Genomic DNA, 13,764 nt, shown 5'->3' on the forward strand with positions numbered 1-13,764 from the left:
TAAATATATATAATGAGGTGAAAATAGTGGAAAACTTATTTAAAATTGGTCAGATTGTAAATACGCATGGAATTAAAGGTGAAGTTAAAGTCTATCCTCTAACAGAAGATGTAAATAAATTTAAACGTCTAGAAACTGTTTTAGTAGATGGAGTAGAAAAGAAAATCTTAGGGGTTAAATTTCAAAAAGATAGAGTTATACTAAAAATCGAAGGCGTAGATTCTATGAATGATGCTGAAACTTATAAGCAAAAGTATATTGAAATACCACGCGAGAATGAACCAGAACTTCCACCTGATACATATTATGTTTCAGATTTAAAAGAATGTACTATATATGATACTAATGAAAAAGAAATTGGAAGAATCTTTGACGTAATAAGTACTCCTAACAATGATGTATATTGGATTAAGGAACCTAAAGAACTATTAATACCGGTTCTTAGAGATATAGTTCTAGACATAGATATAAATTTAAAAAAAATCATCATTAAGCCAGTAGGTGAATGGCAAGATGAAGATTAGTATATTAACGTTATTTCCAGAAATGTTTTCTATTTTTGATCATAGTATAATAGGAAGAGCAAGGGAAAGTAATATAGTAGAGTTAGATACGCTAAACATAAGAGATTATACGTTAAATAAACATAAAAAGGTTGATGATTATCCTTATGGAGGCGGAGCTGGAATGGTCATGGCGCCTCAACCTATAGCTGATACTATAAGGCATGCAAAGTTGAGTAATAAAGGCAAGGTTGTTTTCTTAGGACCGAGAGGAAAAACTTTTAACCAAGAGATTGCTAAAGAGCTTTCTAAAGAAGAAGGACTTATATTTTTATGTGGACATTATGAAGGTATAGACGAAAGAGTTTATAAGCATATAGATATGGAAATTTCACTTGGAGATTTTGTATTGACTGGCGGAGAGATGGCTGCTATTCCGGTCATTGATTGTATATTAAGGCTAATCCCTGGTGTTTTGGGAAAAGAAGAGAGCTTTATGGAAGAATCATTTTATAATGGACTTTTAGAATATCCACAATACACTAGACCAGAAGAGTTTGAGGGGGATAAGGTTCCTGAAATACTATTATCTGGGCATCATGAAAATATAAGAAAATGGAGGAGACTTAAGTCTCTTGAAGTGACCAAGAAGATTAGACCTGATTTATATAAGAAAATTACATTAACTAAAGAAGATATTAAAATATTAAAAAATAAGAATAATAAATAATTTTTGTTGAAATATAAAAAATTATGTGATAATATTAAGTTTGTGCTAGTACGGGCGTTCCGCTGTCATACATATGTGTTAAGAACGTCAAATTATCGTTAAGGAGGGAATGCACAATGAACGAAATAATTAGAGCTATAGAGGCTGAACAAATCAGAACTGACTTACCTAAATTTGCTATCGGAGATACTATAAAGGTATATGTTAAGATTCAAGAAGGTAACAAAGAAAGAATTCAAATGTTCGAAGGTACTGTTATCAAAAAACAAAATGGTGGTTTAAGAGAAACTTTCACTGTAAGAAGAGTTGCTTATGGAACTGGAGTTGAAAGAACATTCCCAATGAATGCGCCAATCATCGACAAAATTGAAATCGCTAGAAAAGGTAAAGTTAGAAGAGCTAAACTTTACTACTTAAGAGATAGAGTTGGTAAGTCTGCTAAAGTTAAAGAATTATTAACTAGATAGTATTTAAAAAGGGGACTGTTTCAGTCCTTTTTTTTATTCTTTAGGAATTTATAATGTATTTAAATCTGTGGGAAATTTATACAATAATCTATTCAAATGGGTTTGAAAAGAACCAAAAGAATAAAAGTAAATATATTCGCCTGGGATTTTGTTCTATCTAAATATAAAAAGGAGGAATTCATATGGCAATTAATTGGTTTCCGGGACATATGAAAAAAACTCAAAGAGAAATTAAAGAAAACTTAAAACTAGTAGATGCTATAATTGAAATAAGAGATGCTAGGATTCCGAGGAGTTCTGCAAATCCTGATATTGAAAAACTACTGGAGGGAAAGCCAAGAATAATACTTTTAAATAAAAGTGATTTGACTGACAGTAGAGCTACAAAAGAATGGATAAATTATTTAACTAAAGAAGATGTTAAAGTATTGGAAGTTAATTGCTTAAAAGGTGATGGACTTAAAAATATAAAGCCTATGTTATTAGATCTATTAAAAGAAAAGCATGATAGATTGAAATCTAAGGGTATGGTAAACATAACAATAAGGGTTATGGTGGTTGGAATACCTAATGTAGGAAAATCTACTTTTATAAACAAGATGGCAAGAAATAATATAGCTAAAACAGGTGATAGACCTGGAGTGACTAAGAGTAAGCAATGGATAAAGACAGGAATTGGAATTGAAATGCTGGATACCCCTGGAGTTCTATGGCCTAAATTTGAAGATGATGAAACGGCTTTGAACTTAGCTTTTACTGGTGCGATAAAAGATGAAATAATGGATATAGAAGAATTAGCTTTAAAGCTCGTTGAGAGATTACAAAGTAGTTATGAAGAGAAGCTAAAAGAGAGATATAAACTCAAAGAAATTTTTAAAAATCCATTAGAAACATTAGACGCTATAGGCAAAAAAAGAGGTGCTTTAATTTCTGGAGGACAAATTGACTATAATAGAATAGCTGTTATACTACTTGATGAATTCAGAGGAGGAAAAATGGGCAATATCACATTAGAACGCCCAATAGATGAAAATGATACAGTTTAATGAAGATATAAAGTCATTATCATTTGCGGAAATTAAGGAAGAAATACATAAGTTATCTATAATTGACTTATATAAAAATGGCGAACATATAAAACTTATAAACTGGCTAAAAGAAGATAAAAGAAAAAATGTGTTATCGCTAAAGAAAAAAATTGAAAAAGACTTAGATTCATATTTAAATGAAGTTAAAAGAGTCAAAACAATGTATGAATTTGATAAATCATTTGGAAATTATCGATATATAGCAGGTGTAGATGAAGTTGGGAGAGGACCTCTTGCTGGTCCGATTGTAGCTTGTAGTGTTATTTTGGATATAAATGTTTTAGACAAAGATTTAATCTTATATATAAATGATTCAAAAAAAGTAAAAGAACATAAAAGAGAAGAGCTTTCTGAAATTATAAAAGAAAAAGCATTAAGTTATCAGATTGCAGTTTCTTCTAATGAAGAAATTGATGAGAAAGGAATAGCATTTTCAAATAATAAAGTATTTTTAGAGAGTTGTAATTCCCTTAGTATAAAGCCAGATTTAGTATTATCTGATGGATATTTAATTAAGAACATTGGCATAGAGAATAAATCTGTTATAAAAGGTGATACAAAAAGTGCAAGTATTGCTGCGGCATCAATTGTAGCAAAAGTATATAGAGATAAGCTTATGAAAGAATATGCTAAAAAATATCCCAATTATGACTTTGAAAATAATGTCGGATATGGCACATCAAAACATATAGAGGGATTAAAGAAATATGGAAAATGCGACATTCATAGAAATAGTTTTTTGACAAAATTATTGTAATTAAATTGTGTGTTAATAGAATTTTGATGAAGCGTACAGTGATATGTTTATGATAAAGAAATTGATTTCTAAATCTATAAGAATATTAAAATAAATAATATTCTTATAGATTTTTTTATACTCTAGGAAATTATATCGATGGACAATATGTGTATAACTTATAAGAAAGGCTAATTCGGAAGGTTGACTTTTAAAAGGGAATAAAAAAGAAAATATATTCGCCTGCGATTTTGTTCTTCTAAATATTGAGATGATAGATTTATATTTGGATTCAGGCAAGTTAAGTGATTAGTTAAGCCTAAAGGCATCCTTTATATGACTTATTTTAAAATTTGTATTTTGAAAATTTAAATAAACTTCAATGACATCAAACCTAACGTTAATATCAAATAATCTTTTGTAATTAATATAAGAATTGGCTACTTTTATTATAGATTTTTGTTTCGAAAAGTTAACTGATTCCCTTGGTAATCCATAATTATTATTATATCTGCTCTTAACTTCCACAATAATTAGTAAATTATTCTTTTTGCATATAATATCAACTTCTCCTAAGAAGTTTTTGAAATTGCAATCTAAAATAATATAATCATTATTTTCTAAATATTCCTTTGCTAAGCCCTCGCTAAACTTACCTATATCTTTATGTATCTTTTTCACAATATCACTTCCAATTTAGATTATTAAAATATAATTAGTCATATTACTACTCCATATTTGAATTATTAACAATTAAAAAATAAATATAACAAATGCATTTTTATGGAATTAATATTTAAATGTATGTCTATAATTTTTAGTAGGTGATTTATATGGCAGTAAAAATAATTAGTGCAACGCACAATGGATTAGAAGGTTTTTTAATAAAAGTAGAGGTGGATATATCTAAAGGTTTACCAGTGTTTAATATTGTTGGTCTTCCAGACACTTCTGTAAAAGAAGCGAAAGAAAGGGTTAGAGCAGCAATAGTAAACTGTGGATTTGAATTTCCGTTAGGAAGAATTACTATTAATCTAGCTCCAGCAGATGTGAAAAAAATTGGCTCTCTTTTAGATTTACCAATTGCGATTGGTATACTAATGGAATCAAATCAGATTTGTAGAAGGAATTTGGAGGATTATATTGTATTTGGAGAGCTATCACTATTTGGTGAGCTTAAAGGGGTAAAAGGTACCATACCTATAATAATAGAGGGCGCAAGGAAGAAAATTGGAAAGTTTATTTTTCCTTACGAAAATTTAGAAGAAAGTTATTATTTTAAGGATGTTGAATATTACCCATTAAAAAATTTAAAAGAAGTTATTTCGTATATTACATATGAAGATATGCTTCCTTATGAGGCGGATAGTAATGAAGAGGAAGAAATATTAGATTCGTTAGATTATGGTGACATTATAGGGCAATATTCATCTAAAAGGGCATTAGAAATCGCAGCAGCTGGAAAGCATAATATAGTTCTTTATGGAGAGCCAGGATGTGGTAAAACAATGCTTGCAAAAGCATTAATTTCAATTTTTCCATCCTTGTCTCAAGAGGAATTGATAGAAATTGCAAAAATATATAGTGCATGTGGTCTTATGACAAGGATTTCTCATCTTAGTAGACCTTTCAGAGCACCACATCATACAACTACGAGAATAGCCTTAATTGGTGGAGGAAAAGAAATAAAGCCTGGAGAAATAACTCTTGCACATAATGGTATCTTATTTTTAGATGAGATCTTAGAATTTAAGAAAGATGCTCTTGAATCTTTAAGAGAACCACTTGAAGAAAAAAGTGTAAATATTAATAGGCTTAGTGGAAATTATCAAATGCCGGCTGATTTTTTATTAGTTGGAGCTTTTAACCCAGTAGAAAACAATGAGGATAAAGATTTTAATGATAGCAAATATTATTTAAACACTAAAATTACTAAATATTCTAAGAAATTTTCAAGTGCTTTGTTAGATAGAATTGATATATTAAATTATGTACCTAGGCTCAATTACGATGAAATAGAAAATAAAAAAGATTCATATGACTCGAAAATTATGAAAGAAAATGTTCTTAGAGCTAGAGATATACAAAAACTAAGATTCAAAGATACAGTCTATAAGTATAATTCAGATATAAAAGGAAAGGATATCTTTGAAATTTGTAGGGTTAATAAGAAATGCTCAGAGCTTTTAAAAAAATATTACAATACATCAAATGTATCATTAAGAGGCTATGGAAAAGTAATAAAATTAGCAAGAACCATAGCAGATATAGATAATCAAAAGGATATTTTAGAGTTTCATATTTTAGAAGCGTTTAGTTATAGGAAAAATATTAATGGAGAAATTATATAGGTTTAGAAGGGGATATATATACATGGATTATGAATTATGGTTAATACTTATTGATATAACAAGTTTTCAAAAAATAAAATTGATAAATAAATATAAAACAGCAGAAAATGTATATAATAATTTTGAGGAGATATTAAAAGAAAGCGAAACGATATCTAAAAAATTAAAAAATTTTCAAAAAGATGATTTGCATTATGAAGTTTTAAAATTAAGAGAAACATTATATAAAGAAAATATAGGATATATAACATACGCTAATCCTTTATATAGAGAGAAATTGAGAGGAATTTTAAATCCTCCTTATTTCCTTTTTTATAAAGGAAATATAGACATTATAAATAATAAATCTATAGGTGTAGTAGGAGCGAGAAAATGCTCAAATTATGGACTAACTGTAACAAAACTCTTGACAAAGGAGCTCATTACTAATAATATAACGCTTATAAGCGGAGGTGCAAGAGGAATTGATTCTATTGCACATAAAACGGCTTTAGAGAATGATGGATATAACATATGCGTATTAGGATGTGGAATAGATAGAGCTTATCCATCAGAAAATAAAATTTTGTTTTCTAAAATAGCAGAAAAAGGCGTAGTAATTTCTGAATTTTTACTAGGGACAGCACCATTAAGAGAAAATTTTCCTAAAAGAAATAGAATAATTAGTGGTCTTAGTGAAGGTGTAATAGTTATAGAAGCTTCAGAAAAAAGCGGATCGTTAATAACAGCTAGACTTGCTCAGCAGCAGGAGAAGAAAGTTATCGCTGTGCCAGGTTCTATATTATATGCTGGGGCAAGTGGTTGTAATAAACTAATTAGAGATGGTGCTAGTATATGTACTGATATAGAAGATTTAAGAGTTTTACTTAGTTTAGAACATGTTGAAATTCAACCAATGAATTTTACACCGGAGAAAAGTGAAATATTAGAGCTAATTACAGATTCACCAATTCACATAGATGATATTTTTAAAAATACATCTGTTGATAGAGGAGCTTTATACGCATTATTATTTGAAATGCAAATAAAAAGTGAAATTATTTGTCTACCGGGAAATTACTATGTGAAAACAATTTAAAAATGTGTAGGGGGTGAATACTTCATAAATTTTATGAAGTTGTACTATGGGTCAAAAACTTGTAATTGTTGAGTCGCCGGCTAAAGCAAAAACAATCGGCAAATATTTGGGTAAGAATTATATTGTAGAAGCATCAATGGGACACGTAAGAGATTTACCTAAGAGTACATTAGGTGTTGATATAGACAATAACTATACTCCTAAATATATAACTATTAGAGGAAAAGGAGAATTAATAGATAAACTAAGAAAAGCTGCAAAAAAAGCAGAAAAAGTTTATCTCGCAACCGACCCTGATAGAGAAGGGGAAGCGATTTCGTGGCATTTAGCCAACATATTAAAAATTTCAGAGGATGAAACATGCAGGATTGTGTTTAATGAAGTTACGAAGACTGCTGTAAAAGCATCTATAAAGCAGGCTAGAAAAATAGATTTAGATTTAGTTGATGCACAACAAGCAAGAAGAATATTAGATAGACTTGTTGGTTATGAAATAAGTCCGATTTTATGGAAAAATGTAAAATGGGGACTTAGTGCAGGAAGAGTACAATCAGCTGCTTTAAAATTAATTTGCGATAGAGAAAAGGAAATAAATGAATTTGTACCAAAAGAATATTGGTCTATAGATTGCATAATTAGAAAAGAAAGAAAGAAGTTTCCTATTAGACTTTCAACATATAAAGGAAAGAAGATTGAAATTGGAAATGAAGAAACATCAAATGGTATTATAGAAGAACTTAATCAAGGAAGCTTTGTAGTAAAGAACATAAAAAAAGGTAAGAAAAATAGAAATCCTCTTCCACCATTTACAACAAGTACTCTTCAACAGGATGCAAATAGAAAATTGAATTTTATGACAAAGAGAACTATGTCAATTGCACAAGTACTTTACGAAGGTGTTGAAGTTAAGGATTATGGTACGGTTGGGTTAATAACATATATGAGAACTGATTCTGTAAGAATTTCAGAGGAAGCTCAAGAAAGAGCGAAAGAATTTATAGAAGGTACTTATGGAAAAGAATATTTGCCAAGTGCTCCTAGAGTATATAAGGGCAAAAAAAATATACAAGATGCTCATGAAGCGATAAGGCCTACTTATGTAGAAATTACACCTGAGATTGCTAAAGGAAATTTAAATCCAGAACAATATAAATTGTATTCTCTAATATGGAATAGATTTGTTGCAAGTCAAATGGCGTCTTGTGAATTAAATACAAATTCAATAGATATAGCAAATGGAGACTACAAATTTAAAGCATCTGGATCAGTAATTTCTTTTGATGGTTTTATGAAGATATATGAATACTCAAGCGAAGAAGACGAAAGTTCTGTACTATTACCAGAGCTTAAAGAAAATGAAGAGTTAAAAGTAGACTCGCTAAATGGAACACAACATTTTACACAACCGCAGCCTAGGTATACTGAAGCATCCTTTGTTAAATTGCTAGAGGAAAAAGGCATAGGTAGACCTAGTACTTATGTTCCGACAATTTCAACGCTTCTAGGAAGAAATTATGTTGTTCGTGAAAAGAAAAATCTAATTCCAACTGAACTTGGCGAAATAGTAAATAATATTGTAAGTGAATATTTCAGACAAATAGTTGATGTTGATTTTACGGCAGATATGGAGAGAAAGCTTGATGATGTAGAAGAAGGAACTGAGAATTGGACCCGAATAGTAGAAGAATTCTTTAGTCCGTTAAAGATCGCTATTGAAAAGGCTGAGAAAGAAATATCGAAGGTTGTAATTGAAGATAAAGTCAGCGATGTAAAATGTGAAAAATGTGGACGTATGATGGTTATTAAAAGAGGAAGGTTTGGAGAGTTTTTGGCATGTCCAGGATATCCTGAGTGTAAGAATGCTAAACCTATAGTTGAGGAATTGGATGTTCCATGTCCTGAATGTGGAAAACCGATTGTAGCCAAGAAAAGTAAAAAAGGAAAGAAATTCTATGGTTGCTTAGGCTATCCTGAATGTAAATTTGTAAGTTGGTATGAGCCGGTAAAAGAAAAATGTCCTAATTGTAATTCTTATATGGTAGCAAAATATTCGAAAACAAAAGGAAATTATATACAATGCTCGAATAGTGAATGTAATTATAAAGAAGAATTAAAAAAAGAGGATACAAAAGAAGAGTAAAAATAAATACGAAGAAAACAGCTTTATATTTAAATAAGTAATATTATTTTGTCGAATCTAATAAAAAGAGTGTTGAAAAGCAAGATTTTATATGATAAACTAGTCTTGGTAGCAACCTGTAAAAAAATTCAATAAATTAAGAATTTTCTAACAATAATATTCTTTTGCTAAATAATATTGTTATACAGCTGCCAAGGAGGATTATAATATGTCATCATTATTAACTAAAACTAGAATGTTAAATAAGATTCTGCAGAAATCTGGTACAGAACCTGTAGCATTTCAAGATATATGTACATTATTAAGCGAAGTTCTTGAATGTAATGTATACATAATAAGTAAAAAAGGGAAAGTACTTGGATATACTTTTGGTAAAGATTTTGAATGTGAAGCCATGAAAAAAAAGGTGATAGAGGATAAAAAATTTCCAGAAGATTATAATAAGACATTGTTGGAAGTTAATGAAACATTATCTAATCTCCCTAACGAAGGCAGATGCGTATTTCAAGAGATTGGTAAATGCAAGAAGGTAGATAAGCTATCGACAATAGTTCCTATTATAGGAAGCAGAGAAAGATTAGGAACATTAATTTTAGCTAGATTCGGTAATCCGTTTACCGATGAGGATTTAGTTATAGTAGAATATAGTGCAACAATTGTAGGTATGGAAATGCTTAGAGCTATGCAGGATGAAATAACAGAAGACACTAGAAAAAAAGCAGTAGTTCAATTAGCAATAGGAACTCTTTCATACTCAGAGTTGGAAGCAGTTGAACATATTTTTGATGAGTTGAATGGAAATGAAGGACTTTTAGTGGCTTCAAAGATAGCAGATAAAGTTGGTATAACTAGAAGCGTTATAGTAAATGCGCTTAGAAAATTTGAAAGTGCAGGGGTAATTGAATCAAGATCACTTGGAATGAAGGGCACTTATATTAGGATATTAAATGAAAAGCTAATGGATGAGTTGAAAAAGATTAAATAATAAGGTAGCTATAGACAGAAATGATCTATAGCTATTTTTTTATTCTTTAGGAATTTATATTCCAATAAAATCTGTGGATAAATTAAAAAAGGTTGATTGACTAGTTTTTGTATTTTAAAAAGAATAAAAAAGAAATCTTATTCGCCTGCCAAGTTTTTCTCACATGTGTTCGAAAAGGCAGATGCGTGAAAAAATCTCAGGCTCCACAGTCGCTTGCGATTTTGTGCTATAGTTTATTCCATTTGTGTATAAAATTTAACTATTTTGATAACACTTTAAGATGATTAATAAAATTTTATTAGGCATTCTCATCTCTTTATAAAATAAAAAAGATTTAAGAAGTATAATTCTAAGTGTCTAAATTGAAAAATTTTTGTTGATACCATAAATACCTTATGATATACTACTTAAGGTAAGAAATACACACACTATCCAATTTATAGATTTGGTGCCCTTATTTTAAGGGAAATTTATAAGAAGAAGATAGTGGAGGTAAAAACCAAGGAGGTAACAAAATGTCAGTAATATCAATGAAACAATTATTAGAAGCAGGTGTACATTTCGGTCACCAAACAAGAAGATGGAATCCTAAAATGGCTCCATATATCTTCACAGAAAGAAACGGGATCTATATAATAGACCTTCAAAAAACAGTTAAGAAGGCTGAAGAAGCTTATAACTTCGTTAAGCAAGTATCTGAAGAAGGAAAAGATATACTTTTCGTTGGAACTAAGAAACAAGCACAAGAAGCAATACAAGAAGAAGCTATCAGAAGTAACATGCATTTCGTAAATAACAGATGGTTAGGTGGAATGTTAACAAACTTCTCAACTATCAGAGGTAGAATAAGAAAATTAGAACAAATTGAAAAAATGCAAGAAGATGGAACTTTTGACGTTCTTCCAAAGAAAGAAGTTATAAAGCTTAAGGGCGAAATGGAAAAACTTGAAAAGAATCTTGGCGGTATCAGAAACTTAGATGCATCAAACGTTGGAGCAATGTTCATAGTTGATCCAAGAAAAGAAAAAAATGCTATCTTAGAAGCTAAGATTTTAGGAATACCAGTTGTTGCTATTGTAGATACTAACTGTGACCCAGAAGAAGTTGACTACGTAATTCCAGGTAATGATGATGCTATTAGAGCTGTTAAATTAATAACTGCTAAAATGGCTGATGCTATTATGGAAGGAAGACAAGGCGAACAATTAGCTGAGTAGTTTATATAAACTGTAAAAGGGTAAGTGAGTTCACTCCAACTGCCCTTTTATTAGGTGTTAAGGATTACTTTCGATATAGAGGAGGAATTAAATTTATGGCAAATATAAGCGCACAATTAGTTAAAGAACTAAGAGAAATGACTGGAGCTAAAATGATGGATTGTAAGAAAGCTCTAGTTGAAACAGAAGGAAGTATTGAAAAGGCTGTTGAATTCTTAAGAGAAAAAGGACTTGCAGATGCAGCTAAGAAGTCAGGTAGAGTTGCTGCTGAAGGTATAGTTAAGACATATATTTCAGATGATAAGAAAACAGGAACAGTTCTTGAATTCAACTGTGAAACAGACTTCGTTGCATTAAATGAAGAATTTGTTGGTTTTGCTGATAAGTTAGCTAAAATGGTAGCTGAAACTTCAGTTAAAACAGTGGAAGAACTTCTTGAAGAAAAGTTTGATGGAGAAGCAACAGTTGCAGAAAGTTTAAAAGCTTTAATAGCAAAACTTGGTGAAAACATGTCAGTAAGAAGATTTACTAAATTCTCTATTGATAATGGAATAGTTAGTAGCTATATTCACGGTGGCGGAAGAATTGGGGTTTTAGTAGAAGTTTCTTGCGATAAAGCTTCAGAAGTTTTAGACGAAGTTGCAAAAGAAGTTTGTATGCAAATTGCAGCAGCAAACCCATTATTCTTAGGTAAAGATGATGTTGATACAACATCTATGGAAAAAGAAAAAGAAATCTACAGAGTTCAAGCTTTAAATGAAGGAAAACCAGAAAATATCGTTGAAAAAATGGTTATGGGAAGAATTCAAAAGTACTTTAAAGAAGTTTGTCTTTTAGAACAACCATGGGTAAAAGATTCTGATAAGACAATTACTAAATTCTTAGATGAAAAATCTAAAGAGGTTGGTTCTCCAGTTAAAATAACTAGATTCGTAAGATACGAAAGAGGAGAAGGAATCGAAGTTGAAAAGGTAGACTTTGCTGAAGAAGTTGCAAGACAAATCGGTAAATAGTTAAAACCTAAAGAGAACACTTTGTGTTCTCTTTTTTTAAGAAATAAAGTACATATACTTATTAAAGAGGTTTTTTATTGATCCCTAAAATATTCAGGAGGTAATTATAAATGGCAGATTGTAAATACAAGAGAGTAATTTTAAAACTTTCAGGAGAAGCATTAGCAGGAGTTAGTGGATTTGGGCTTGATTTTAGTGTAGCAAAAAGAATAGCGCTTGAGATTAAGGAATTAATCGATATGGGCGTTGAAGTAGGAACAGTAGTTGGCGGTGGAAACATTTGGAGAGGCAGAAGCGGAGAAGGCATGGATAGAACTACTGCGGATTACATGGGAATGATGGCAACTTGTATAAATGCATTAGCGTTACAAGATTCTTTGGAACAAGTTGGAGTTAAAACAAGAGTACAAACTGCTATAGAAATGAAAGAAATTGCAGAACCATTCATAAGAAGAAGAGCAATGAGACACTTAGAAAAAGGAAGAGTTGTTATATTTGCTGCTGGTACAGGAAATCCATATTTTTCAACAGATACTACTGCTGCATTAAGAGCTGCTGAAATTGAAGCGGATGTAATTCTTTTAGCTAAAAAAGTTGATGGAGTTTATGATAAAGACCCTCATAAGTATTCAGATGCAAAAAAATATGATACACTATCATATATAGAAGTATTAGAGCAAGGATTACAAGTAATGGACTCTACAGCAACTTCGTTGTGTATGGACAATGAAATTCCTATCCTTGTATTTGGATTAGATGAGCCAGGAAATATTAGAAGAGCTATGTATGGAGAAAATATAGGTACATTAGTAAAAAAGAAATAGGAGGAGAATCATGATTAAGGATATTATTCAAAATGCAGAAGAAAAAATGAAAAAAACAATATCTGTATTAAAATCAGATTTATCAACAATGAAAGCAGGAAGAGCTAATCCTACGATGCTTGATAGAATTCAAGTTGAATATTATGGAAGCATGTGTCCACTTAGCCAAGTGGCTAATGTTTCAGCACCAGAACCAAGGGTACTTATGATAACACCGTGGGAAAAGCCTCTATTGAAAGATATAGAAAAAGCTATTTTGAAATCAGATTTAGGATTAAATCCTTCAAGTGATGGTTCAATCATCAGATTAGTAATACCAGAATTGACAGAAGAAACTAGAAAAACTCTTGTTAAGAATGTTAAGAAAACAGGAGAAGAAGCTAAGGTAGCTGTAAGATCAATAAGAAAAACTGCTAATGATAAGATAAAAAACTTGAAAAAGGATGCTGATTTATCGGAAGATGAAGTAAAGAAAGCTGAAGATGAAGTTCAAAAGAAGACTGATGCAGTTGTAAAGGAAATAGATTCTATAATTGCTGCAAAGGAAAAAGAAGTCTTATCAGTTTAGATTTTAAAGCCTGCTAAAAAGCAGGTTTTTTCCTATGTAAGATTTTGGAGTTTATAATTGGAAA

14 protein-coding genes are annotated in these 13,764 nt (G+C 30.4%); 13 read left to right on the plus strand and 1 reads right to left on the minus strand.

Features of this window, described 5'->3' with window-relative positions:
* Positions 1-26: 26 nt before the first annotated feature.
* From rimM to T483_RS0124585, 5 genes are all read left to right on the plus strand, one after another.
* On the plus strand, positions 27-524 hold the full coding sequence (rimM, locus tag T483_RS0124565; RefSeq protein ID WP_026889202.1) for a ribosome maturation factor RimM: 498 nt from the start codon (positions 27-29) through the stop codon (positions 522-524).
* Positions 514-1,233, plus strand: coding sequence for a tRNA (guanosine(37)-N1)-methyltransferase TrmD (gene trmD / locus T483_RS0124570; protein ID WP_026889203.1), 720 nt, complete (start codon positions 514-516; stop codon positions 1,231-1,233). The genes rimM and trmD overlap by 11 nt, the downstream gene beginning before the upstream one ends.
* Positions 1,234-1,349: 116 nt before the next feature.
* Positions 1,350-1,700 (plus strand): 50S ribosomal protein L19, encoded by a 351-nt coding sequence (gene rplS / locus T483_RS0124575; protein WP_017210749.1) that lies wholly within the window; start codon positions 1,350-1,352, stop codon positions 1,698-1,700.
* 182 nt (positions 1,701-1,882) lie between these two features.
* Positions 1,883-2,746, plus strand: a complete 864-nt coding sequence (gene ylqF, locus T483_RS0124580; protein ID WP_026889204.1) for a ribosome biogenesis GTPase YlqF — start codon at positions 1,883-1,885, stop codon at positions 2,744-2,746.
* Complete coding sequence (locus T483_RS0124585) at positions 2,733-3,545, plus strand: ribonuclease HII (RefSeq protein WP_035790597.1); 813 nt, start codon at positions 2,733-2,735, stop codon at positions 3,543-3,545. The genes ylqF and T483_RS0124585 overlap by 14 nt, the downstream gene beginning before the upstream one ends.
* A gap of 288 nt (positions 3,546-3,833) precedes the next feature.
* On the opposite strand, the gene T483_RS0124590 is transcribed toward T483_RS0124585, so the two are convergent.
* Positions 3,834-4,205 (minus strand): YraN family protein, encoded by a 372-nt coding sequence (locus T483_RS0124590; protein ID WP_026889206.1) that lies wholly within the window; start codon positions 4,203-4,205, stop codon positions 3,834-3,836.
* Between the two features lie 152 nt (positions 4,206-4,357).
* Here T483_RS0124590 and T483_RS0124595 point away from each other — a divergent pair, with 152 nt between their 5' ends.
* The 8 genes from T483_RS0124595 (at position 4,358) to frr (ending at position 13,700) form a co-directional block, all read left to right on the plus strand.
* Entirely contained in the window at positions 4,358-5,875 is a 1,518-nt protein-coding gene (locus tag T483_RS0124595; RefSeq protein ID WP_026889207.1) for a YifB family Mg chelatase-like AAA ATPase, read from the plus strand.
* A 22-nt stretch (positions 5,876-5,897) separates the two neighbouring features.
* The gene (dprA, locus tag T483_RS0124600; protein ID WP_026889208.1) at positions 5,898-6,953 is read left to right on the plus strand and encodes a DNA-processing protein DprA; all 1,056 of its coding nucleotides are present in this window, start codon (positions 5,898-5,900) and stop codon (positions 6,951-6,953) included.
* A gap of 46 nt (positions 6,954-6,999) precedes the next feature.
* Positions 7,000-9,093: a type I DNA topoisomerase gene (gene topA, locus T483_RS0124605; protein WP_026889209.1), complete on the plus strand. Its 2,094-nt coding sequence runs from the start codon at positions 7,000-7,002 to the stop codon at positions 9,091-9,093.
* A 208-nt stretch (positions 9,094-9,301) separates the two neighbouring features.
* The gene (gene codY, locus T483_RS0124610) at positions 9,302-10,078 is read left to right on the plus strand and encodes a GTP-sensing pleiotropic transcriptional regulator CodY (protein WP_026889210.1); all 777 of its coding nucleotides are present in this window, start codon (positions 9,302-9,304) and stop codon (positions 10,076-10,078) included.
* A gap of 515 nt (positions 10,079-10,593) precedes the next feature.
* Positions 10,594-11,295: a 30S ribosomal protein S2 gene (gene rpsB, locus T483_RS0124615; RefSeq protein ID WP_026889211.1), complete on the plus strand. Its 702-nt coding sequence runs from the start codon at positions 10,594-10,596 to the stop codon at positions 11,293-11,295.
* 95 nt (positions 11,296-11,390) lie between these two features.
* Entirely contained in the window at positions 11,391-12,308 is a 918-nt protein-coding gene (gene tsf / locus T483_RS0124620) for a translation elongation factor Ts (RefSeq protein ID WP_026889212.1), read from the plus strand.
* A gap of 110 nt (positions 12,309-12,418) precedes the next feature.
* Complete coding sequence (pyrH, locus tag T483_RS0124625; protein WP_026889213.1) at positions 12,419-13,132, plus strand: UMP kinase; 714 nt, start codon at positions 12,419-12,421, stop codon at positions 13,130-13,132.
* Positions 13,133-13,142: 10 nt separating this feature from the next.
* Complete coding sequence (gene frr / locus T483_RS0124630) at positions 13,143-13,700, plus strand: ribosome recycling factor (protein WP_026889214.1); 558 nt, start codon at positions 13,143-13,145, stop codon at positions 13,698-13,700.
* Positions 13,701-13,764 lie beyond the last annotated feature (64 nt).

It is taken from the genome of Clostridium beijerinckii HUN142 (genome assembly GCF_000621745.1).
Lineage (GTDB): Bacteria > Bacillota > Clostridia > Clostridiales > Clostridiaceae > Clostridium > Clostridium beijerinckii_A.

What these genes read in the sequence shown, in the direction of transcription:
- trmD (WP_026889203.1), top strand. Translation starts at nt 514, where the DNA reads ATGAAGATTAGTATATTAACGTTATTTCCAGAAATGTTTTCTATTTTT.
- rplS (WP_017210749.1), top strand. Translation starts at nt 1,350, where the DNA reads ATGAACGAAATAATTAGAGCTATAGAGGCTGAACAAATCAGAACTGAC.
- ylqF (WP_026889204.1), top strand. Translation starts at nt 1,883, where the DNA reads ATGGCAATTAATTGGTTTCCGGGACATATGAAAAAAACTCAAAGAGAA.
- T483_RS0124585 (WP_035790597.1), top strand. Translation starts at nt 2,733, where the DNA reads ATGATACAGTTTAATGAAGATATAAAGTCATTATCATTTGCGGAAATT.
- T483_RS0124595 (WP_026889207.1), top strand. Translation starts at nt 4,358, where the DNA reads ATGGCAGTAAAAATAATTAGTGCAACGCACAATGGATTAGAAGGTTTT.
- dprA (WP_026889208.1), top strand. Translation starts at nt 5,898, where the DNA reads ATGGATTATGAATTATGGTTAATACTTATTGATATAACAAGTTTTCAA.
- topA (WP_026889209.1), top strand. Translation starts at nt 7,000, where the DNA reads ATGGGTCAAAAACTTGTAATTGTTGAGTCGCCGGCTAAAGCAAAAACA.
- codY (WP_026889210.1), top strand. Translation starts at nt 9,302, where the DNA reads ATGTCATCATTATTAACTAAAACTAGAATGTTAAATAAGATTCTGCAG.
- rpsB (WP_026889211.1), top strand. Translation starts at nt 10,594, where the DNA reads ATGTCAGTAATATCAATGAAACAATTATTAGAAGCAGGTGTACATTTC.
- tsf (WP_026889212.1), top strand. Translation starts at nt 11,391, where the DNA reads ATGGCAAATATAAGCGCACAATTAGTTAAAGAACTAAGAGAAATGACT.
- pyrH (WP_026889213.1), top strand. Translation starts at nt 12,419, where the DNA reads ATGGCAGATTGTAAATACAAGAGAGTAATTTTAAAACTTTCAGGAGAA.
- frr (WP_026889214.1), top strand. Translation starts at nt 13,143, where the DNA reads ATGATTAAGGATATTATTCAAAATGCAGAAGAAAAAATGAAAAAAACA.